Genomic DNA, 22,943 nt, shown 5'->3' with positions numbered 1-22,943 from the left:
TGTGAACTTCTGCTTTAATGCGGGTGCAAAAGTAATACTCTTTTCTTTACTCGCAAGGCTTTTACAATCTTTTTTTTCTCTTTTTTTTGATACTTTTCTTAACTTGTTGATAACAAGGATTTAATGTGGGAAAGTTTTTTTGTTTGCCGCGAAGGCACGAAGGCGCGAAGGGTTTTTTTTGGTTTATAGTTTGTGGGTTGTGGATTGATATACTTGTAACATCCCCTCCCCCCTTCCGATTAGGAGGAACACCTCTCATTGTATATTTGTTTGTTAAACATATAAGTCATAGAAGTTTTTTAATACTTATATATAGTATAGGCAAAGTTCATAAAAGAGGTTGGATGGGTTTCTGGTTTCTGGTTGTGGGCTTAACTGCGTTAAGCAATAGCCTACTGCGTAGGAGATTCCTATTCTGCGGAATGACAATTGCCCGCATTGCGAGAGATTAGTGCTCGCTTTGCGAGCAAGTGGAATGGTTTTATGGAATGCTGAGTGTCTTGAACTAGCCCCGATGGGAACGGCATCCTTTTATAAACCTGACAAGTTTTCGAAAACCTGTCAGGTTTGTAAAAGATAGAGTGGACAGCGGGACCAATAGTCTTTATGGAATGCGAAACGGCTGCTTCAAATCTTTTTAACATTATACCTTATATATATTGTATGGATTTTATTAAAGGTTTATATTTGCACCTTATAAATTTTAAACAATGATAAAAGTTACTTTACCTGACGGGTCGGTTAAGGAGATGGCTCAAGGAGTTACTCCAATGGATGTTGCGAAAAGCATTAGTGAAGGATTGGCTAGAAACGTGATTTCGGCTTCCTATAATGGTACAACGATTGAAACGACGACGACCTTAACGACGGACGGTACACTTATATTATATACTTGGAACGACAAGGAAGGCAAGAAAGCGTTTTGGCATTCGACTTCGCACGTGATGGCGCAAGCTTTGGAAGAATTATTCCCTGGTATTAAATTGACGCTTGGTCCTGCAATTGATAATGGTTTCTATTACGACGTGGATTTTGGTGACCAAAGAATTACAGATGCCGATTTTAAGAAGATTGAAGATCGTGTGTTAGAAATTTCGAGAGAGAAGCATGAGTTTACAATGCGTTCGGTTTCGAAAGCGGAAGCCTTAGAAGTTTATAAAAATAATGAGTACAAAACAGAATTGATTTCGAATTTAGAAGATGGAACGATTACTTTTTGTGATCATTCGAATTTCTTTGATTTGTGTCGTGGTGGTCATATTCCAAATACGGGTATTATCAAGGCGATGAAAATTTTGTCGGTAGCGGGTGCTTACTGGAGAGGTGATGAGAAAAATAAGCAGTTAACTCGTGTTTATGGAATTTCGTTCCCAAAACAAAAAGACTTAACCGATTACCTAGAATTATTAGAAGAAGCAAAACGCAGAGATCATAGAAAATTAGGAAAAGAATTGGATTTATTCCATTTTTCTCAAAAAGTAGGACAAGGTTTGCCATTATGGCTACCAAAAGGAGCTGCTTTACGTGAGCGTTTGGAAAACTTTTTGAAAAAAGCACAGAAAAAAGCAGGTTACGAGCAAGTGGTAACACCTCACATTGGAATGAAAGACTTGTACGTGACTTCTGGACACTATGCTAAGTATGGCGCAGACAGTTTCCAACCTATTCATACTCCAGCTGAAGGTGAAGAGTTCTTGTTGAAACCAATGAACTGTCCGCACCACTGTGAGATTTATAATGCTAGACCTTGGTCGTACAAAGATTTACCAAAGCGTTATGCGGAATTTGGAACCGTATATCGTTATGAGCAATCGGGTGAATTACATGGATTGACTCGTGTTAGAGGATTTACTCAGGATGATGCCCATATTTTCTGTACGCCAGATCAATTGGACGCGGAGTTTAAAAATGTAATTGACTTGGTATTGTATGTTTTTGGATCGTTAGGATTTGAGAATTTTACAGCTCAAGTTTCGGTTCGTGATTTGGATAATCCTGACAAATATATAGGTAGCGTTGAAAACTGGGAAAAAGCTGAAAATGCAATTATCAGTGCGGCGAAAGATAAAGGGTTGAATTATGTGATTGAAGCGGGTGAAGCGGCTTTCTATGGTCCGAAATTAGACTTCATGGTGAAAGATGCTTTGGGTAGAAGTTGGCAATTAGGAACCATTCAGGTAGATTACAATTTACCAGAGCGTTTTGACCTGACTTACAAAGGAAGTGACAACGAATTGCACCGACCAGTTATGATTCACCGAGCGCCTTTTGGTTCGATGGAGCGTTTTATTGCCATTTTATTAGAGCATACGGCGGGTAATTTCCCAATTTGGTTGATGCCTGAGCAAGCTATTATCCTGTCTTTGAGTGAAAAATATGAAAATTATGCTCAAAAAGTTTTAAATTTGCTAGAAAATCACGAAATTCGCGCCCTATTAGACAATAGAAACGAGACTATTGGTAAAAAAATTCGTGAAGCAGAGACTCAGAAGTACCCATTTATGTTGATAGTTGGGGAGGAAGAAGAGAAAAACGGAACCATTTCGGTAAGACGTCATGGAGATGCCGGGAAGTCGAATCAATCGATGACTATTGAAGCATTTGCTGCTTTAGTTAACGAAGAAATAAACAAAACATTAAAACAATTTTAAGTTTAACTAAAATTTTAAAGCCATAGCAATTAGAAACAACAGAGGTTTCAAACCTCGCGAAGAGAAAAAAGACGCACATCGAACAAATAACGCAATTCGAGTGCCGGAAGTTCGTTTAGTAGGTGAAAACGTAGAAGTAGGAGTCTATAAAACGATCGATGCTTTACGAATGGCTGAAGAGCAAGAATTGGATTTGGTAGAAATTTCTCCGAATGCAGCTCCGCCAGTATGTAAAATCATGGATTATGGTAAGTTCTTATACCAACAAAAGAAGCGTGAAAAAGAACTTAAAGCAAAATCTTCTCAAGTTGTCATAAAAGAGATTCGTTTTGGACCTCAAACTGATGAACACGATTATGAGTTCAAAAAGAAAAATGCTATTAAGTTTTTACAAGACGGTGCAAAATTGAAAGCATTTGTATTCTTTAAAGGTCGTTCTATTATTTATAAAGAACAAGGTCAAATTCTATTGTTGCGTTTGGCTCAAGAACTAGAAGAATACGGAAAAGTGGAGCAAATGCCAGTACTTGAAGGAAAGCGTATGATTATGTACCTTGCTTCAAAGAAAAAGAACAAATAATACCAACGGTATTACAATATATTGAACTTGTGTAGCAAGTTCGTAAAGACAGTAAGTAAGATAAATTAAATACAGGAAGAAAATGCCTAAAATGAAAACAAAATCTAGTGCTAAGAAACGATTCAAAGTTACTGGTTCTGGAAAGATCAAAAGAAAACACGCTTTTAAGAGTCACATTTTGACTAAAAAATCTAAGAAGCGTAAGTTAGCTTTAACTCATTCTACTTTGGTTCACAAAACAGATGAGAGAAGCATTAAACAACAATTGAACTTGATTTAAGCCCCACCCCATCCCTCCCCAAAGGAGAGGGTGACAAAAGGAATATTTCAAACATGTTGTTTGGTTAAAAATTAATTAATAACCCTGGAGTGGGCAGATTTAGAAGTTAGAGTTTAGAAATTAGAACATAGAATCTGGAAGAATCGAAAGATCGCCTTACTACAAAAAACATTTAAAATTATGCCAAGAGCAAAAAACAGAGTAGCTTCAAGAGCTAGAAGAAAAAAAATAATGAAACAAGCCAAAGGTTTCTTTGGTAGACGTAAAAACGTTTGGACAGTAGCTAAAAACGCGGTAGAAAAAGCAATGGTTTATGCTTACCGTGATAGAAAGCAAAAGAAAAGAAATTTCCGTGCTTTATGGATTATGCGTATTAACGCTGGTGCAAGATTACACGGAATGAGCTATTCGCAATTCATGGGTAAAGTAAAAGCTAACAATATCGAATTGAACCGTAAAGTTCTTGCCGATTTAGCGATGAATCACTCAGAAGCTTTCGCAGCTATTGTAAATAAAATTAAATAACGTTTGTCAAACCAATTTATCTTACTTATATAGAAAACCCCGATGAAAATCGGGGTTTTTTGTTTTTAATCTTTTTGGAGCTTAATTTGATTTAATCTTTTAAATACAAAATGAAACAAAATAATCATACTTAAAATTAATAATGCTAAAAATGGTACATAAATTATTTGACCTATTATAAATGCTGTTTTTAATTTTAAATTTGGAAATACATAATAAGACAACCATTGAAAAGTTGAACCTCCATTACTGAAGAATAAAAAATACAAATCATTAGACAAACCATCTAAACTGTCGTAATTAAAAAACAAATACGAATCATTTAAAATGCCAAAAATTGAAAATAGTAGAGAAATTAAAAATGAATAAAATATTTTACTTTTCATATAACTGAAGATTTTATTATTTCTTATGGAAAATAATTTAGTTTGGAAAATGAAATACAAATTGTTTTATTAGTATTATTATGATTGATTGGGTACGGAATGTGTTTTTCAAAATAGAAAATTATTACTTCCAAATAGAAAATTTATCTCTAATTAAATTCAGAAGATTGGAATAGGAATTTAACTCATCAACTTCAGGAAAATATTTTAAATAGCTCTCTGCATTTGTGAAATTAAATTGATTAACTTTATTATAGTTTCTTATAAAAGCTATATAACCAATACCATCTGTAAAAGCTATTTTTTTAGTGCTTCCATAATCATCTGTATCAGAATCATATACTGTTTTAAATTTCAGTTTATAGTCTATTGCTGAAATGTTAGGTAAGAATTCAACATGTGTTTCTAAAACATCTAACCATAAACGATTTAAATTAATAGATGAATTCAATTGTTCTATAGTAAAAGCAGGAGTTTCATCAGGTGTTACTGTATCATAAAATTTATATAATTCTATTTTCCAATTGTTATTTTTTATGTGATAAATTCTAAAAACTTCACTACCATTTGATATGCTATGATTTTTATATATTCTTAATTCTCTTACATGTGTTAGACTATCAGGAATGTTAATTACCTTATTAATTTTCTGATAGTCTTGAGAAAATGAATTACAACTAAAGAACACTAAAATTATAATGAAATATCTATTCATAATTTAATTTTTGATTTTAATTGTGGGCACGGAATGCAATTCCGCGCAATCGGGGTTTTAATAAAAACATATACTTTAAAATGCATTATTAATCAAATTTTCTTTTTTATTCAGACTATCTTTAAACTTAAGTTCATCTTCAATTCTTTTTTGTTCTTCTTTTAAACTTTTAGTTAAATAATTAGCTGATTTTCTCTTTATGAAATTTATATCGGAATAAGTAATATGCTGACTATTCCCTTCTGAATTTGACTCTGTATATGATATAATTACATCCTGAAAAGCCCAAAAAGATTCATGAACGAACGAGCAATTAAAATCATAATAAGGTTTTCCATATTTTGAGGAAAGTAAACCAAAATGATTATAATCAGGATGAGACAATGGGCTATCAAGATTAATTTCAACCAATCGATCATTTTCAAAAACAGGTGTTACTTCAAAATATTGCTTCCTATCTTTTACTGTTTTATTAACCAAAGGAAACCATAAACTCTCTGTACTCTTTTTTAATGTTCCATCCTGAATGTATATTAATGTCAATTCATCAAATTCTAATGAATTCATTCCAAATCTATAATCCAAAAAAATTTTATTCAATTTTATCTTACTTTCAATTTTTATTATTAAGCTATCTTTTTTACTATTGCATTCTACATAAACTTCATCACTTTCAAAATTCTTAACTTCTTTTTTACAACTGATATAAGTAAATACCAACAAAAAGAATACTATACTTTTTTTTATTTTTATTTTTTTCATTTTATAAAATATTAGTCAATTCTTGTATCGAATATATAAAAATATTTTCATTAGTCAATTTTAGTCTAAAAATCCGTTTATTAATATCAGATTGCTTCGATGTAATCAATTTCTAAATGAAATACTAAATCAAACTAAAGTTTAATTTTGATTGATTTTATTAAAGTTCTTCTGAACTATGAGTTATAGTTTTAACATATGAAAACTAATAAAGTTTCCATAACTTTGCAATTTACTAAATTTCCTTCAACTATATTCAACAATAACAAAACGCATTTCTTTCTCGTTGATTTTAATTTCAAAACATTACCTTTACATCAAATTATTTCACTTTGACTACCCTAAAAACTTCAGGCTTTCATCCGAATAACAAGCATCATGGAAACTACGATTTCAAAACTTTAATTAAGGCCAATCCTGAGTTGGCGCCGTTTGTTGCGGTGAATCCATTTGGTACAGAAACAATAGCTTTTGCAAATCCTGATGCGGTGAAAGCGTTGAACAAAGCCTTGTTAATGCATTTTTATGGTTTGAAAAATTGGGATATTCCAAAAGGATTTCTTTGTCCGCCTATTCCAGGTCGGGCGGAATATATCCATCGTGCTGCCGATGTTTTGGAAGCTACTTTTGGTACTTTACAAACCAAACATCAAATTCAGGTTTTAGACATTGGAACGGGAGCCAATTGCATTTATCCTATCATTGGAGTTGCCGAATACGATTGGAAATTTATTGGCAGTGAAATTGACAAAGAAGCGTTTCTTTCGGCAAAAAACAATATCAATTCCAATCAGAAACTGCGTGAGAATGTAGTGTTGCGTATGCAATCTTCTAAAAGAGCTATTTTTAAAAATATCATCCAACCTGAAGATACATTTGACCTTACGATTTGCAATCCGCCGTTTCATAGTTCCAAAGAAGAAGCCAATAAAGGCACCATACGAAAGAATAAAAACTTAGGTATTTCAGACGACAAAAAACCAACATTGAATTTTGGTGGCGTGAACTCCGAACTTTGGTGCGAAGGTGGCGAATTGGCTTTTATTACCAATATGATTTATGAGAGTGTGCATTTTCAGTCGCAAGTGAAATGGTTTTCTACTTTGGTTTCAAAAAAAGACAATGTAAAACCGCTACTTTCCCACTTGAAAAAAGTAAAAGCTACGTACCAAATTGTAGAAATGCAACACGGAAATAAAGTGAGTCGCATTTTGTTTTGGAAGTTTTAAAATCTAAAAAATAGACAATCCAGTTTTGGTAGTTAATAGTTCCAAAGCATGCATTCCTAATTCTGAATTGCCTTTTTTGTTGAGTTTCGGACTCCAAGTGGCAACTGTGAAATGATTGGGTAATAACGCTACAATTCCACCGCCGATTCCACTTTTTCCGGGTAAACCCACTTTATAGGTGAATTCACCAGATTCGTCATAAAAGCCACAGGTTTGCATTACAGCATTTAATCTTTTGGCTTGACTTGGAGTTAAAATGGAAATGCCTTCGCGAGTTTTTCCTTCATTGGCAAAGCAATAAAACGCGTGTGCCAATTCTTTGCAACTCATTTCAATAGCACATTGGTGGAAATAAAAATCTAAAACATCTTCAACCTCATTTTCAATATTTCCAAAAGATTTCAAAAAATTAGCCAATGCCGCATTTCTAAAACCTGTATTTTTCTCTGAAAGTGCTACTTTTGGGTTGTAATCAATAGTGCTGTTTCCTGAAAGCGTTCGTACAAATTCTAGAAAATCTTTCTTGGGATTTTGCAAATTAGAAATTAAAATATCAGCAATTACAATAGCTCCAGCATTAATAAACGGATTTCTTGGTTTCCCTTTTTCATATTCCAATTGTACCAAAGAATTGAACGGATTTCCCGAAGGTTCTACGCCTACTCGCTCCCAAACTTTTTCTCCTAAAAACGTAAATGCAAACGCAACTGATAAGGCTTTAGAAATACTTTGAATAGAAAATTTTTCATTGCTATCGCCAATACCAAAGTCTTTTCCGTCTAAAGTGGTTAAATGAATTCCAAATTTATCTGGCGAAACCGTTGCTAATTCTGGAATTGTAGTTGCAATTGCACCATTGGTAGGAAGCGCAAGCGATGCTGCGAAAATTTCGCTTAGAATAACATCATAATTCATAGGAAAAACGATTAGGTTTTTTGTTTCTTTTTTCGAGCTGCGGGAAACAAAACGTTGTTTAAAATTAGGCGATAACCTGGAGAATTGGGGTGTAAATCTAAAACGGTTGGCGCATCACCTACTCTATGTTGGTAATCTTCTGGATCGTGACCGCCGTAAAAAGTAAACATTCCTTTTCCTTTCGTTCCGTGAATGTAGCGCGCTTCTCCGTTGATTTTATTTTCTCCCAAACGCAATACATTGCTTTTAATTCTGTCTTCATTGAAAGCCGTGGTTTGCCCCATAAAACCTTTTACTAATTGGGTATGATTTTGGCATAACATGGTTGGAATTGGATCCCATTTTGCAGAAAAATCCATTAGGGTAAAATAATCTTTCTCAAAAGGAATAATTCTAGATTCTCTATCTTTAGTCGTATCAATGTCGGAAAACTCATAAATCGTTGGACTTCTTTCCAATATAAAATCTTTGAATGCAAAGGAATTGTTGTAATCAATTTTACTTTGGTAATTAGGTTCGCTGTCGTCACCGTCAAACATGGGTTCGCAAATATCAACACCTTCGGCAGCTAGAGCAATATCAAAACTATCAGTTGCTGAGCACATGGCAAACATGAATCCGCCACCAATCACGTAATCTCTAATTTTTAACGCTACGGCTAATTTAGCCTCTGAAACTTTATTGTAACCCAATCTTTTAGCTAGATTTTCGGCTTCTTTTTTTTGCTCAATATACCAAGGCGCTGTTCTGTAAGCGCCAAAAAACTTACCGTATTGTCCTGTGAAATCTTCGTGATGCAAATGCAACCAATCGTACAATAATAATTGGTCACTTAAAATTTCTTCATCATAAATGATTGTAAATGGAATTTCGGCATAAGTTAATACCAATGTTACTGCGTCGTCCCAAGGTTGTTTCCCTTTTGGTGTATAAACGGCAATTTTGGGTGCTTTTTCTAGAACAACCGCTTCCATATTTTGTGAAGGCGAACTAATTTCTTCCAAAATTCCGTTAGCAGTAGCATCGGAAAGAATTTCGAACGTTACACCTCTAATTTGGCATTCTTTTCTCAATTCTGGAGAGTCGGGCAACAAAAAAGAACCGCCACGATAATTCAGTAACCAAGTTGCTTTGTAATCTTTATTAAGTGCCCAATAGGCTATTCCGTAAGCCTTTAGGTGATTTTTCTGTCCTTCGGCTTCCATGGGTAATAAAATGAAAGACGCCATTACTTGTAGCGAAAAAAAGAAACTGATGATTAGAAAAATTATACTTTTTAAATTATTCATTTTGATTGGACTTGATTACAAAATTACGTAAAACTACGTAGAATTTTAGAAAAAATACGTAAAAATACGCAGTTGAAAATTGGGGGTTTTTACTCTATTTTCTCACTGAATTTCGTTCTAATTTAGTAAAAAATTTAAAGAAATGAATAGCTACCCAATGTTAGACAAAAAAGAAATCAATCATTTAAGAAGAATTGGACTTGTTGTTTTGGTTGCCACTATAGTAGTATATATAACTTTGACTGTGAAGTTTTTGCTACAATTTTAATAGCAATTAATCAGCCCGAATATGCAGTTTCCTAGTTCTTAGGAAATGCTATAGTTTGTTCTAAACTTTTCTTTTCTAATAAATATTCTACTCTTTTTCGGGCTGATTAATTATTTAAACTGATTTCATCCATATTGATGATATTGTTTTGTAACGCATAAACAACCAATCCTGCAATATTTTTGGTTTTTGTTTTTTCAAATAGTCGGGTGCGATGCCCTTCTACTGTTCTTGGACTTACAATTAATTTATCAGCAATTTCATTTGTGGTATATTGCAAACAGATTAATTTTAACACACTAATTTCTTTTGCAGAAAAAACTTCATCATCAAAAACTGTTTTCTGTGCTTGTTTTCCTGTAATTAAATCATTGTGAATTACTTTCATTACTTCTTCATTGTAATGAAACCCTTTTTTATTTACTTCTCTAATGGTGGCTACCACTTCTTCTGGCGTTGCATTTTTCACAATGTAAGCACAAGCACCCACATGAATCATATTGGAAATAAATGATGGCGTGTTGTAGCTAGTTAACGCAATAATTTTAATATCTGGATATTTTTCGTGGATTACTTTGGTTGTCTCAACTCCATTTAATTCAGGCATTTTCAAATCCATCAAAATAATATCGGGCAAATCATTGGTTTGGGATAAAAAATCTACCAATTCTTGTCCGTTTGAAGCTTCAAAAATCACTTCAAAATCAGGTTCACGCTGAATTAAAAAAGCAATTCCTTTTCTGAACAATAGTTCGTCGTCGGCCAACATTATTTTTACTGAGTTATTCATAAGCAAAAATTAATTGAAATTGAAATCCTTCATTAGGCTTTGTAAAAATATCACTTAATCCATTTATAATAGTTACTCTACTAGCAATATTTGACATTCCAATACCTGATTTTACATTAGTATCATTGGAATTAAAACCCAATCCATCATCGTGATAAAGCAACTTTATTTGGTTGGAAAAGTTTTCTAAAGATATAGTAATTTTCTTAGCTTTTCCGTGTTTTAACGAATTATTAATTAATTCCTGAAGAATTCTGAAAATATGCAATTGAGTTCCAGCGGATAAGCTTTCTAGACTTTCTTTTTTAGCTGAATTGAGATATTCAACTGCTACGGACTTGGAAGAATTGCATTCGAATACTAATTCTTCTATTCCAGCATGTAATCCAAATTTCTCTAAAACTGGCGGTAACAAATCATGAGCAATTCTCCTTGAATTATCTAGTGCCTTTTTAGTTAATTCGATAATATTTTGCGTAATATCATGTAATTCTTCGTCCTTTAGATTTGGAGTACGAAGCAAATGCGTATTTAGCGAAACAATGTTTAATTTTGAACTGATGTCGTCATGCAAATCTTGAGCAATGCGTTTACGTTCTTCTTCTTGCGTTTCAATGGTATTTTGCAAAATTTTCTTTTGGTTATCAATCTCGATGTTTTTCTTTTCTACTTCAATTTGAACAATTTTCTTTCTTGAAAAATAGAAAAACAAAACCAACACCAAAAACATGGATATAAAAGCTAGTAGTATAAAAAAAACTGCTTTTAAAACTTCCTTTTGTTCTAAATTAATTTCTGTCATTTGAGTTAAAATAGATGATTTTCAATTGGTAAAAGAAAAAACCAAATTTAATATATTGGAGCACTATATTGATGTTTACAATGATAAGGTAATATTCTTTAGCATTTAATAACGCTACTAATTCATAGAGTAAAAACAAAAATGTACTTGAAAATAAGTAAAAAAGTAAACCTAAATTTGCGTAATAAAATGGTGCTTTTTTACCTAGATTATTATATAAATGCATTGTAGCATAAATAATAATTGGCATTGTGGTCAAATAGGATTCTAACAAACTAAATTCAAAAAATAAATTTGGATTAACCAAATAGCGAATAGATAGAAATGACAATAAAACAATAAACGTAACATATAAAATTTTTAACTGATTTTTTGTGTTTAATAGGGTTGAATAAAAAAAACTCAATAAAACAAATTGAAATAAGTCAAAGAAATGTGATATAAAAACGTTATAAATTTTAAACCATCTATATAAATTAGAACCCACATAATCAATTAATAGAACACCAACGATATAAATAGTAAAAATTTTATAGGTTTTTCCGTTTTTAAAAAAACCTATAAAATAGAGTAAGCATAAAAATGCTGACGTTAAAAATAAATAATTAGAATTTAGCAAGTTTACAAGTTAATTAAAGGACTTGAAGCATCACAACCTGGAGGACACCATATTGTTTTGTCATATATTAAATGGTTAGCATCAATCAAATCTTTACCGTTTTTATCTACACCCACTAAAATTAATTTTTGATCTCCATTTTCGTCGATGCCCATATAAGCTCTTACGTCGACAACATTTTCTGCAGCTAAAATAGTTGATAAAATTTCACCTTTAATAAGATGTGCGTAAGCTAAATCTTTTGGTGGGTTAGTTCTCCATTTTTTTGCCCAATTTTTAGCTTCTTCAAGAGTAATTGTAAATTTTGACATAAAGTAGTTTTTTATAATTGAATTATAAATGTACTAAAAAAGGAATAAAAAAAACAGACCTTTCGTCTGTTTTCTAATTTTATTTTAAAAAGGAACATCTGAATCGTCATCATCAAATGAGCCCGAATTCATATTACTTCCAAAAGCTTCATTTGGTGTTGGTAAATTAGGTGTAATAAACGGATTGGCATCGTCTAAATTCATTTTGGATGGCAATGCATCAAATGGCGAACTAAAATCGTCCAAATTATCAAACTTACCTAAGTTTCCAATAAACTTCAATCGAATATTATCCAATCCACCATTACGGTGTTTTGCAATGATAAACTCAGCTTGACCTTGTGTTGGTGAACGCTCTTCATCATCCCATTCATCAATTTTGTAATATTCTGGTCGGTAAATAAACGATACGATATCGGCATCTTGCTCAATAGCTCCTGATTCCCTCAAATCGGAAAGCAACGGACGCTTACTCGAACCACGCGTTTCAACCGCACGTGATAACTGAGAAAGTGCAATAACTGGAACATTTAATTCCTTTGCCAATGCTTTCAAGTTTCTTGAAATAGTTGAAATTTCTTGCTCTCTATTTCCGCCGCCTTTTCCGTTTCCACCGGCTGTCATTAATTGCAAGTAATCAATTACAATCATTTTAATTCCATATTGTGATGCTAAACGGCGGGCTTTGGCACGCAAATCAAAAATGGATAACGATGGTGTATCATCAATATATAAAGGCGCTTTTTCTAAATCTTTTACTTTAATGGAAAGTTGTTCCCATTCGTGTTTTTCTAATTTTCCAGTACGTAATTTTTCAGAAGACAATCCTGTTTCTGAGGAAATCAAACGCGTAATTAACTGCACGGAAGACATCTCTAGAGAGAAAAAAGCAACTGGTGCACCGTAATCAATAGCCATATTTCGTGCCATTGAAAGTGTGAAAGCTGTTTTCCCCATACCTGGACGAGCCGCCACAATAATTAAATCAGATGGTTGCCAACCCGAAGTTAATTTATCCAAATCATGAAAACCAGTTGGAACGCCACTCAATCCTTCTTTTCCTGCGATTTCTTCAATACGTTTTTTGGCTTGAATTACCAAACTTTGAGCCGTTTCAGAACTTCTTTTGATATTTCCTTGTGTAACTTCGTATAATTTGGATTCCGCTTTGTCTAATAAATCAAAAACATCTGTGGTTTCATCGTAAGATTCTTCAATAATTTCATTGGAAATTTTAATCAAACTACGTTGTATAAACTTTTGAAGAATAATGCGTGAGTGAAATTCAATATGAGCCGAAGATGAAATCTTTTGAGTTAACTGAATCAAATAAAAATCACCACCCGCTAAATCAAGTTTTGCGTTCTTTTTTAATTGAGAGGAAACGGTTAATAAGTCAATAGGTTGCGTATCGTTGAAAAGTTCAACAATTGCTTCAAAAATATGCTTGTGAGCTTCTTTATAAAAGGCGTCAGGTTGTAAGATATCAATTACCTCATCTACCCCTTTTTTATCAATCATCATGGCTCCCAATACTGCTTCCTCAAGGTCTACTGCTTGTGGTGGCAGCTTCCCTTTTTCAAGGCTAATGAGCGTAGATTTATCTACTTTATAAGGATTAATATTTTTGATGTTTTCCATGTTGCTAAGGTAACTAAATTTTGAAACAATTTGGGTTTATTTGTCAATACCAAACTGTTAAAAACCTGTTGATAACTGATTTTCAATTGTTAATAAGTCAAAAAAAATCCGAAACGGTAAGGCTTCGGACTTTAAAAATTTGAAAGCGTGAATTTAGTCTTTAAATTCGCCCATATTACTGTATTTGTCCATGCGTTGCGCAACTAAGTCTTTTGTTGATAACTCTTTTAATTCGTTAAACGCTTTCATAATATATTCTTCAACCGTTTTAAAAGTAGTTTCTCTATCGTAGTGTGCTCCGCCTAATGGCTCAGGAATGATATCGTCAATTAAGTTTTGTTTCTTCATGTCGAATGAAGTTAACTTCAATGCTTCAGCTGCTTGCTCTTTGTATTCCCAACTTCTCCACAAAATAGACGAACAAGATTCAGGAGAGATTACAGAATACCATGTGTTTTCCAACATAAAAACTCGGTTACCTACTCCAATTCCCAATGCACCTCCAGAAGCACCTTCACCCACAATAATGGTGATAATTGGCACTTGCAAACGACACATTTCGAAAATATTTCTTGCAATAGCCTCACCTTGTCCTCGTTCTTCTGCTTCTAAGCCTGGGTAAGCACCCGGTGTATCTACCAATGTAATAACTGGAATACCAAATTTTTCAGCCATTTTCATTAAACGAAGCGCTTTTCTATAGCCTTCAGGATTCGCCATACCAAAATTTCTATACTGTCTTGTTTTGGTATTGTATCCTTTTTGTTGCCCAATAACCATAAACGATTGCCCGTTGATTTTACCTAAACCACCCACCATCGCTTTATCGTCTTTCACACCTCTATCTCCAAATAACTCTAAGAAAGTATCGCCAAATAAAGCACGAATATAATCCATAGTATACGGACGATTTGGATGACGCGACAATTGTACACGTTGCCAAGCTGTAAGATTTTTATAGATTTTTTTCTTAGTTTCTTCTAGTTTTTTCTCAATCTGTTTGCATGTATTGGTTACGTCAACATCTGACTCTTGACCAATCACAACACATTTATCTAACTGATCTTCAAGTTCTTTTATTGGTAATTCAAAATCTAAATATTCCATAAAAATGTATTCGTTAGTTAAGTTTGTTAGGACAAAGATAAAATTTTCATTTTATATCTTTTACACTAATTCGTTTTTAGTTGCTACTTTTTTATAATTCTTTACTATTCCATTCAAAATCACAGTGGCTAATATGATAGCTGCACCTACATAAAAGCTTGGCGACATTTTTTCTTTATCTTGAAAAACCAAAACAGCCAAAATGATTCCGTAAACAGGTTCTAGATTGATGGTTAACATTACGGTATACGGACTCAAAAACTTCATCACTTTTACAGAAGCAATAAAAGCATAAGCTGTACAAACCGATGCTAAAAGTAATAACCAACCCAAATCGGACATTGAAATTTGGAAAAATGAAGTCGTAAATTCACCCGAAAAAAGTAAAAATACACTCAAAAAAAGTACGCCACCACTCAATTCATAAAAAGAAATGGTTGTAGCGTTGTATTCTTTGGCAAATTTCCCATTGATTACAGAAAAAAGCGCCGACAAGAAAGCCGAAGAAAGTGCTAGAATAATTCCCGTAACATATTGCATATCTACATTGAAGATGATATACAATCCGCCAACTACAATTAATCCAAATACAATTTCATACCAAACTACTTTCTTTCCAAACAAAAGCGGTTCAATTAATGAAGTAAAAAAAGCACCCGTTGACAAACATGCTAAAGTTACGGATACATTGGAAACCTTGATTGCCTTAAAAAATGTAAACCAATGCAACATAATAATTAATCCCGCAAACAGAAAAGCAAATAGCGTTTTTCTTGGAACTTGCAGTGGAATATTCTTGATTTTAATGTATACCAAAATAAATACTACTGCTAAAGCCATACGCCACCAAACTAATGGCAAAGCATCTAAGGAGATTAAAGCTCCAATAATGGCCGTAAATCCCCAAATGAATACAATCAAATGCAGGTGCAAATAACTTTTAATATTATCGTTTGGCATTGCGAAGTAAATAAAATGCTAAAAATCCGAAAACTATATTGGGGAACCAAACGGCTGCTAGTGGCGAAATACTTGATTTTTCGGCCATAGTTCCAAAAACTTTATCAAAGAAAATAAAGGTAAATGCGATAACAATTCCAATGGCTAAATTCATTCCCATTCCGCCTCTTCGTTTCATGGAAGAAACTGCAACTGCAATAATGGTTAATATAAATGCAGAAATTGGCAAACTAAATTTTTTATAAAACACCACTAAATACGTATTAATATTGGCGTTTCCTTTGGCTTTTTCTTTTTGAATAAATTGATATAATTGTCCAATTGTCATCGTTTCTGCTACATAAACAACCGGAGTTAAATCGTCGGGTTCAAAATTAAAATCTATTATTTCTTTTTCAGAAGATTCTAATTTATCATTCAATTGTCCGATTGTTCTCTTTGTAAAAGTATAAAGTGTATATTTTTTGGTCTCTTCGTTGTACTTGATTCTGTTGGCTTCAATTTTGAATTCTAATTTGTTATCGTTGAACTTTTCGTAAACAAAATTAAATCCCGTTTTTGAAAGATAATTATAGTTGCTTACGTATATAAATTCTCCTTGACCAATTTGTCTAAAAATATCTGATGTTTCTCTAGTTTGGGCGTTTCCTTTTAGATTTTGGTAACGAAAATCATTAAATCCTTTACTTGCTTTTGGCACTAAAAAAAATCCCATCAACAAAGCAAAAACAGAAACAACTGTTGCGCCAATCAAATACGGTTTCAAAAATCTTTGGTACGAAATTCCAGAACTTAAAATAGCGATAATTTCCGTATTATTAGCCAATTTGGAAGTAAACCAAATCACCGATAAAAACAAAAAGATTGGAAATAATAAATTAGCAAAATACACTGTAAAATCACCATAATAGATTAAAATATCCAACATTGGGATTTTCTTCTCTATCATTTTGTTCACTTTTTCAGAAATGTCAATTACTATTCCAATTGGAATAAATAACAACAACATTACTGAAAATGTAGCCAAATAGCGTTTTAATATGTATTTATCTATTAATTTCATTTTTAAAGAGAAAAGAGATTAGAAAATAGAGAATAGACCGTTTTACTTTATCTAAATCTCATTAGTTTCTTTATTCTATATTCTTAAGTTACAGTCTCTGACTCATTTGAACCACCATTTTATCTTTCCATTCTCTGAAAGTTCCTGCTAAAATTTGCTTTCTTGCTTCACGAACTAACCACATGTAAAAACCTAAATTATGAATGGTTGCAATTTGTTTTCCCAAGAATTCATTGGCTGCAAATAAGTGTCTAAGATAGGCTTTTGAATATTCCGTATCAACCCAAGTGTGTCCCATTTCGTCAATTGGTGAAAAATCGGCTTCCCACTTTTTATTTTTCATATTGATAGTTCCATGCGCTGTAAATAACATTCCGTTTCTGGCATTACGAGTTGGCATCACACAGTCAAACATATCAATTCCTAACGCAATATTCTCTAAAATATTAATTGGCGTTCCCACACCCATTAAATATCTTGGTTTGTCTTCTGGTAAAATGGCTGTAACCACTTCCGTCATTGCGTACATTTCTTCTGCAGGCTCACCTACTGACAAACCTCCAATAGCATTTCCTTGAGCACCAGCATTGGCAATATATTCCGCTGATTGGGCTCTTAAATCTTTATACGTACTTCCTTGTACAATTGGAAAAAAAGTTTGTTCATAACCATATTTAAAAGGTAATGTTTCCAAATGATTGATACAACGATCTAACCAACGGTGCGTCATGTGCATCGAACGTTTGGCATAACGATAATCACAAGGATAAGGCGTACATTCGTCAAAAGCCATGATAATATCAGCACCAATAGTTCTTTGGATTTCCATTACATTTTCTGGTGAAAAGAAATGATACGAACCATCAATATGTGATTTGAATTTCACACCTTCTTCTTTAATTTTTCTATTCGAAGAAAGCGAATATACTTGATAACCGCCTGAATCGGTCAAGATGTTTCTATCCCAATTCATGAATTTATGCAAACCTCCAGCGGCTTCTAAAATTTTAGTTTGAGGTCTTAAATATAAATGATAGGTATTTCCTAAAATAATATCAGGATTAATATCTTCTCTTAATTCTCTTTGATGAACTCCTTTTACAGAAGCTACAGTACCAACTGGCATGAAAATAGGGGTTTCAATAACGCCGTGATCGGTGGTTATTTTTCCTGCTCTGGCTTTACTTTTTGGGTCTTTGGTAATTAAATCAAACTTCATATAGTGCTTTTACGAACGGCAAAGATAATTTATTTTAGAATTTAGTCCCGAAGTTTCGGGATGGAATTTAGAATTATTTATGATAAGACAATACATTGGCACGCGGATGAAACAGATTCGCTTATGCGAAACGCGGATTACAACTGATTTTTAATTTGAAAAATCTTTACGACTTTGCTTGCTAAAAAACTAAATATTCAAAAACTAAATCCATAATTTTCAGCGTTGCGCAGCATCAGCGTCATCCGCGTTCCATTACTTTCACACATCACAAATCAATTCTTAATAACTTCTAATAAAATGATTTGTAGCGACAAAAAAATAGAATTACTTTTGCACCATAAATTTTTATTCATAATAAAATGTCTAACACACAACAACTACAAGATTTTACAACACAAGTTCGAAGAGATATTCTTCGTATGGTTCATGCCGTAAATTCAGGTCACCCAGGAGGTTCTTTGGGCTGTGCTGAGTTTTTGGTTACCCTTTACCAAGACGTTATGAAACGTAACGAAGGTTTTGATATGAACGGAATTGGTGAAGATTTATTCTTCTTATCAAACGGACATATTTCTCCAGTTTTTTATAGTGTTTTAGCTAGAAGCGGCTACTTTCCAGTAGCAGAATTGGCAACATTCAGAAAATTAAATTCAAGATTACAAGGGCACCCAACCACTCATGAAGGGTTACCTGGAATTAGAATGGCTTCGGGTTCGTTGGGACAAGGTTTGTCGGTAGCAATTGGAGCTGCGCAAGCTAAGAAATTGAACAACGACAACCATTTGGTTTTTGCTCTTTTAGGTGATGGTGAATTACAAGAAGGACAAAACTGGGAGGCGATTATGTATGCTTCTGCAAAAAAAGTGGATAATTTAATTGCGACTATCGACTTAAACGGAAAACAAATTGACGGAACTACAGATGAAGTTTTGGCAATGGGAAGTTTAAAAGCAAAGTTTGAAGCCTTCGATTGGATTGTATTAGAAATTGCAGCAGGAAACAACATTGACGCTATCAAAGCTGGTTTAGCTGAAGCCAAATCAAAATCAGGTAACGGAAAACCGGTTTGTATTTTATTGCATACCGAAATGGGTAACGGTGTAGATTTTATGATGCACACACACGCTTGGCATGGTAAAGCGCCAAATGATGAGCAATTAGCAAAAGGTTTAGCACAAAATATTGAAACTTTAGGAGATTATTAATTAGTGTTCAGTGTTCAGTTAAAAGTGTTCAGTTACAAGTATTCTGTTGAATACAATTAAATTTAAAAACAAATGAAAAAATATATCAATCAAGGCAGTAAAGATACCCGTTCAGGTTTTGGAGCTGGAATGACGGAATTAGGTCAGAAAAACGAAAACGTAGTAGCACTTTGTGCGGATTTAATTGGATCATTAAAATTTGATGATTTCAAGAAAAACCATCCAGAACGTTTCTTCCAAATTGGAATTGCGGAAGCCAACATGATTGGAATTGCAGCTGGATTAACGATTGGTGGAAAAATTCCTTTCACAGGAACTTTCGCTAACTTTTCTACAGGAAGAGTGTATGACCAAATTCGTCAATCAGTAGCGTATTCTGATAAAAATGTAAAGATTTGTGCTTCTCATGCGGGATTAACGCTTGGAGAAGACGGAGCAACTCACCAAATATTGGAAGACATTGGTTTGATGAAAATGTTACCTGGAATGACAGTAATCAATACTTGCGATTACAACCAAACCAAAGCAGCTACTTTAGCGTTAGCAGATCATCACGGCCCGGCGTATTTGCGTTTTGGTCGCCCAGTAGTGCCTAACTTTATGCCTGCTGACGAACCTTTCGTAATTGGAAAGGCGATTCTATTAAATGAAGGAACTGATGTTACGATTATTGCAACCGGACATTTAGTTTGGGAAGCGTTAGTAGCGGCTGAAGCGTTAGAGGCAAAAGGAATTTCGGCTGAAGTAATCAATATTCACACCATTAAACCGTTAGACGAAGAAGCTATTTTAAAATCGGTGAAGAAAACCGGTTGTGTGGTTACGGCAGAAGAACACAACATCATTGGTGGTTTAGGGGAAAGCGTTTCAAGAACATTGGTACAAAACCATTTAGTACCACAAGAATTTGTAGCAGTAAACGACAGCTTCGGAGAAAGTGGCACACCTGACCAATTAATGGAAAAATACAAGCTAAACAATCAAGCGATTATAGAAGCTGTAGAAAAAGTGATTAAAAGAAAATAATTGTACTTATATAATTTTAGAAATCCTCAATAGCTTGATATTGAGGATTTTTTTTTATTTTTGCAACTTATAAGCCATAAATATGAATTGGAAAGCCAAAACGTTACTACACAAAGGAGTACCTAGAATAGCTGTTTACTTTGAAAAAAATGCAGCCTTAATTGCTCGTATCAAAACTTTTGAAGATGCCCGCTGGAGCGCTTCAAACAAATATTGGCATTTACCTGATACCGAAGCCAATCGTTTGCATTTTAAATTGCCATTAGCCCATACTTTAGTTCCTAATGCCGAAGGAATAGCAAGTATTGAAACTTTCAAACGCTATTTGTTATCTAAAAGATATAGTCCAAATACTATAAATACTTACAGTGAAGCTTTAAAATCGTTTTTAACTTTTTGCAATACCAAAGCTATAAAAGACATTTCCAATGAAGATGTTATTGCTTATAACAACGATTTTATATTGAAAAATAAATTTTCATCTTCGTACCAAAATCAGATTGTTAACGCCATTAAGCTTTACTTCAAAATAGTAAAAGAATCATCGATTGAAATTGACAAAATACATCGCCCGAAACGAGAAAAGACTTTGCCGAATGTTTTGAGTAAGGAAGAAGTACTTAAAATAATTGATTCAACTGAAAACTTAAAACACAAAACTTTGTTAGCATTGATTTATTCGGCTGGACTTCGTATAAGCGAAGCTTTAAACATGAAACCAAAAGACATAGATAGTGTTCGTATGTTAATTCATGTAAAAAATGCTAAAGGAAAAAAAGACAGATATACTTTATTATCGGAAAAAGTTTTACAGCTTTTAAGAGAATATTACACTATTTACAAACCTAAAGACTACTTATTTGAAGGACAATTTGGTGGTATGTACAGCAGTAGAAGTGCACAAGTAATTTTAAAACAAGTAGCTGAAAAAGCAGGAATAAAAAAACCCATAACTCTTCATACCTTAAGACATAGTTTTGCAACTCATTTATTAGAAAGTGGTACTGATTTGCGCTATATTCAAGATTTATTGGGCCATAGTAGTCCGAAGACTACAATGATTTACACACATGTAACAAATGATAGTTTGAAAAAAATAAAAAATCCTTTTGATGTGTAAGTTTTTTAATCTAAATTTGAAAAAGCTTAACAAAAATAAGCGAAATAAAAACAAGCAAAACTTTCGCCAATCTTGCCAATAAGGCATGATACTAGTTCGAAAGTTTCGCATATAAACGAGTTAGTGGCAAGCATAGGACGACCGCCACGCAAAGAATAACACGACAGAAAAATGAAATTAGATATTAAGTTTAATGTTTACACAGACGCAAATGGTGGCGACCCAGACAGCACAAGTCCGACACTTCGTTCATATCATAAATTGTTATGGAGTAAACCATTGCCAAACGGACAAACTTTTGAATTAGACAACAAAAAAAGCGGAACGTATTTATATCACAAATCGGAACTTGGAGAGTTCAATTTGGGAAGTGATGCTATTACTCACTCGTACAGAAATCAGACGAGAAAACAATGGTTAATAAAACAAATTCCAAACGAAGTAAACGAACTTTTTGACATTGGTTCTACAATTGGTGCCTACACACTTTTTCCGAAAAATAAAATTGACAACAAGTTTACAATCAATCAAGCTCGTGGAGTAAACAGTTTAATTGACGACAGATTTGACCTGACTTTGGAATGTATAAGACTTTTTTACGCAGGACAACAAAATCCACTTAACGACACATTTCTAAGATATAAAAACTTCTTCGACTTGTTTGAGAACTTTAAAGGTTACATTGACTTCTTTTTATTGAATGACCTTGTTGACGAGAGCGAAAACATTCGGTTTTACTTACCATTTGACAACTTTAAAACAAAGCCGTCATTTACAGACGTTGACGAATATTTAGTTTATAAGAAAAAAGTAACGGACTTCATAAATGCACGAAATAAACGAATTGACAACTATGCTAACAAACAGACGACAGAACAGAATGCCAGCCACTAATCGAGTAGACGGCTCCGCCAGAAACTGACGGAGTGCGCCTCTCACACCACCGAGCGTACGGGTCACGTACTCGGCGGTTCGCAAAGAGATGGGTTGAGTTGAATGTAGATTTCCGTTAAGGATTCATATCCTTTTTGTTTCAAGCGTTTCAAAGTAATAGTTGTTCCTAAAATGGGACTTTGGGCAATCGCCCAACCACCCTTTCTCGTTCTGCTCCATGCATAGGCGTGGTCTTGGTCTACGCCCAATCGAATCAGGTTTTTCCTTTTCCTTTCGGGTTTCTTCCAATCCTTCCAAATGCAGTAGCGGATGCGATTCCGTAGCCAACCATCGATATCTCGTAATTTCCCCATGATGTTGGTTCCTCGAAAATAGTTTAACCATCCTCGTTGGATTTCCTTTATCTTGGTGATACGTTCTTCTAGTTTGGCTGGAGTGGTTTTTCGGGTAATGCTTTTGAGTCGCATCTTTAGGTTTTTCCATGCCTTTTCGGCTACTACGAGTTGGTATTGATTCTTACTTCCTTTATTGTAAACGGGCACAAATCCAAAGCCAAGTAACGTAAAGTTAGAGGGTTTTCTAA

General features: G+C 33.6%; 24 protein-coding genes. 9 read left to right on the top strand and 15 right to left on the bottom strand.

The window, feature by feature from the left end; translation table 11 throughout:
* The first annotated feature begins 710 nt into the window (after positions 1 to 710).
* From thrS to rplT, 4 genes are all read left to right on the top strand, one after another.
* Positions 711 to 2,651, top strand: coding sequence for a threonine--tRNA ligase (gene thrS / locus DPN68_RS12630; protein WP_113990004.1), 1,941 nt, complete (start codon positions 711 to 713; stop codon positions 2,649 to 2,651).
* Positions 2,652 to 2,679: 28 nt separating this feature from the next.
* Positions 2,680 to 3,231, top strand: a complete 552-nt coding sequence (gene infC / locus DPN68_RS12625; RefSeq protein WP_113990003.1) for a translation initiation factor IF-3 — start codon at positions 2,680 to 2,682, stop codon at positions 3,229 to 3,231.
* Positions 3,232 to 3,313: 82 nt separating this feature from the next.
* Complete coding sequence (rpmI, locus tag DPN68_RS12620; RefSeq protein WP_113990002.1) at positions 3,314 to 3,511, top strand: 50S ribosomal protein L35; 198 nt, start codon at positions 3,314 to 3,316, stop codon at positions 3,509 to 3,511.
* A 180-nt stretch (positions 3,512 to 3,691) separates the two neighbouring features.
* Positions 3,692 to 4,036: a 50S ribosomal protein L20 gene (gene rplT, locus DPN68_RS12615; RefSeq protein ID WP_113990001.1), complete on the top strand. Its 345-nt coding sequence runs from the start codon at positions 3,692 to 3,694 to the stop codon at positions 4,034 to 4,036.
* Between the two features lie 65 nt (positions 4,037 to 4,101).
* Here the strand turns inward: rplT and DPN68_RS12610 are convergent, their stop codons facing one another.
* The 3 genes from DPN68_RS12610 to DPN68_RS12600 form a co-directional block, all read right to left on the bottom strand.
* Positions 4,102 to 4,422, bottom strand: a complete 321-nt coding sequence (locus DPN68_RS12610) for a hypothetical protein (protein ID WP_113990000.1) — start codon at positions 4,420 to 4,422, stop codon at positions 4,102 to 4,104.
* A gap of 124 nt (positions 4,423 to 4,546) precedes the next feature.
* On the bottom strand, positions 4,547 to 5,137 hold the full coding sequence (locus DPN68_RS12605; RefSeq protein WP_113989999.1) for a hypothetical protein: 591 nt from the start codon (positions 5,135 to 5,137) through the stop codon (positions 4,547 to 4,549).
* A gap of 75 nt (positions 5,138 to 5,212) precedes the next feature.
* Complete coding sequence (locus tag DPN68_RS12600) at positions 5,213 to 5,899, bottom strand: hypothetical protein (RefSeq protein WP_113989998.1); 687 nt, start codon at positions 5,897 to 5,899, stop codon at positions 5,213 to 5,215.
* 332 nt (positions 5,900 to 6,231) lie between these two features.
* Here DPN68_RS12600 and rlmF point away from each other — a divergent pair, with 332 nt between their 5' ends.
* Positions 6,232 to 7,128, top strand: a complete 897-nt coding sequence (gene rlmF / locus DPN68_RS12595) for a 23S rRNA (adenine(1618)-N(6))-methyltransferase RlmF (RefSeq protein ID WP_113989997.1) — start codon at positions 6,232 to 6,234, stop codon at positions 7,126 to 7,128.
* A 3-nt stretch (positions 7,129 to 7,131) separates the two neighbouring features.
* Here rlmF and DPN68_RS12590 read toward each other — a convergent pair whose 3' ends face one another.
* From DPN68_RS12590 to tgt, 11 genes are all read right to left on the bottom strand, one after another.
* Positions 7,132 to 8,043, bottom strand: coding sequence for a glutaminase (locus DPN68_RS12590; RefSeq protein ID WP_113989996.1), 912 nt, complete (start codon positions 8,041 to 8,043; stop codon positions 7,132 to 7,134).
* 11 nt (positions 8,044 to 8,054) lie between these two features.
* Positions 8,055 to 9,332, bottom strand: coding sequence for an asparagine synthetase B (locus DPN68_RS12585; RefSeq protein WP_113989995.1), 1,278 nt, complete (start codon positions 9,330 to 9,332; stop codon positions 8,055 to 8,057).
* A gap of 374 nt (positions 9,333 to 9,706) precedes the next feature.
* Positions 9,707 to 10,390 (bottom strand): response regulator transcription factor, encoded by a 684-nt coding sequence (locus tag DPN68_RS12580; protein WP_113989994.1) that lies wholly within the window; start codon positions 10,388 to 10,390, stop codon positions 9,707 to 9,709.
* Entirely contained in the window at positions 10,383 to 11,192 is an 810-nt protein-coding gene (locus tag DPN68_RS12575) for a sensor histidine kinase (RefSeq protein ID WP_113989993.1), read from the bottom strand. The genes DPN68_RS12580 and DPN68_RS12575 overlap by 8 nt, the downstream gene beginning before the upstream one ends.
* A complete protein-coding gene (locus DPN68_RS12570) occupies positions 11,179 to 11,598 on the bottom strand; it encodes a hypothetical protein (protein ID WP_133256607.1) in 420 nt (139 codons plus the stop codon). Before DPN68_RS12570 ends, DPN68_RS12575 begins: the two co-directional genes overlap by 14 nt.
* A gap of 215 nt (positions 11,599 to 11,813) precedes the next feature.
* Positions 11,814 to 12,122, bottom strand: coding sequence for a hypothetical protein (locus DPN68_RS12565; protein WP_113989991.1), 309 nt, complete (start codon positions 12,120 to 12,122; stop codon positions 11,814 to 11,816).
* 84 nt (positions 12,123 to 12,206) lie between these two features.
* Positions 12,207 to 13,763, bottom strand: coding sequence for a replicative DNA helicase (dnaB, locus tag DPN68_RS12560; protein ID WP_113989990.1), 1,557 nt, complete (start codon positions 13,761 to 13,763; stop codon positions 12,207 to 12,209).
* Between the two features lie 153 nt (positions 13,764 to 13,916).
* Positions 13,917 to 14,870, bottom strand: coding sequence for an acetyl-CoA carboxylase carboxyltransferase subunit alpha (locus DPN68_RS12555; RefSeq protein ID WP_113989989.1), 954 nt, complete (start codon positions 14,868 to 14,870; stop codon positions 13,917 to 13,919).
* 60 nt (positions 14,871 to 14,930) lie between these two features.
* Complete coding sequence (locus tag DPN68_RS12550; RefSeq protein WP_113989988.1) at positions 14,931 to 15,830, bottom strand: DMT family transporter; 900 nt, start codon at positions 15,828 to 15,830, stop codon at positions 14,931 to 14,933.
* Positions 15,817 to 16,893: an LptF/LptG family permease gene (locus tag DPN68_RS12545; RefSeq protein ID WP_113989987.1), complete on the bottom strand. Its 1,077-nt coding sequence runs from the start codon at positions 16,891 to 16,893 to the stop codon at positions 15,817 to 15,819. Before DPN68_RS12545 ends, DPN68_RS12550 begins: the two co-directional genes overlap by 14 nt.
* A gap of 88 nt (positions 16,894 to 16,981) precedes the next feature.
* Entirely contained in the window at positions 16,982 to 18,112 is a 1,131-nt protein-coding gene (gene tgt / locus DPN68_RS12540) for a tRNA guanosine(34) transglycosylase Tgt (RefSeq protein ID WP_113989986.1), read from the bottom strand.
* A gap of 362 nt (positions 18,113 to 18,474) precedes the next feature.
* On the opposite strand from tgt, the gene DPN68_RS12535 reads away from it, so the two are divergent.
* The 4 genes from DPN68_RS12535 to DPN68_RS12520 all read left to right on the top strand — a co-directional run bounded on the left by DPN68_RS12535 (position 18,475) and on the right by DPN68_RS12520 (position 22,360).
* A complete protein-coding gene (locus DPN68_RS12535) occupies positions 18,475 to 19,320 on the top strand; it encodes a transketolase (RefSeq protein ID WP_113989985.1) in 846 nt (281 codons plus the stop codon).
* Between the two features lie 72 nt (positions 19,321 to 19,392).
* The gene (locus DPN68_RS12530; protein ID WP_113989984.1) at positions 19,393 to 20,346 is read left to right on the top strand and encodes a transketolase family protein; all 954 of its coding nucleotides are present in this window, start codon (positions 19,393 to 19,395) and stop codon (positions 20,344 to 20,346) included.
* Positions 20,347 to 20,428: 82 nt separating this feature from the next.
* Positions 20,429 to 21,466, top strand: a complete 1,038-nt coding sequence (xerA, locus tag DPN68_RS12525) for a site-specific tyrosine recombinase/integron integrase (RefSeq protein ID WP_113989983.1) — start codon at positions 20,429 to 20,431, stop codon at positions 21,464 to 21,466.
* A 171-nt stretch (positions 21,467 to 21,637) separates the two neighbouring features.
* On the top strand, positions 21,638 to 22,360 hold the full coding sequence (locus tag DPN68_RS12520; protein ID WP_113989982.1) for a DUF6994 family protein: 723 nt from the start codon (positions 21,638 to 21,640) through the stop codon (positions 22,358 to 22,360).
* A gap of 62 nt (positions 22,361 to 22,422) precedes the next feature.
* Here DPN68_RS12520 and DPN68_RS12515 read toward each other — a convergent pair.
* The coding region (locus DPN68_RS12515) for a group II intron maturase-specific domain-containing protein (RefSeq protein ID WP_317047785.1) at positions 22,423 to 22,943 on the bottom strand (521 nt) is incomplete at its 5' end.

The sequence above is a fragment of the Flavobacterium tibetense genome, from assembly GCF_003293845.1.
GTDB classification, from domain to species: Bacteria; Bacteroidota; Bacteroidia; order Flavobacteriales; family Flavobacteriaceae; genus Flavobacterium; species Flavobacterium tibetense.
This window is presented reverse-complemented; position numbering and strand designations above follow the sequence as displayed.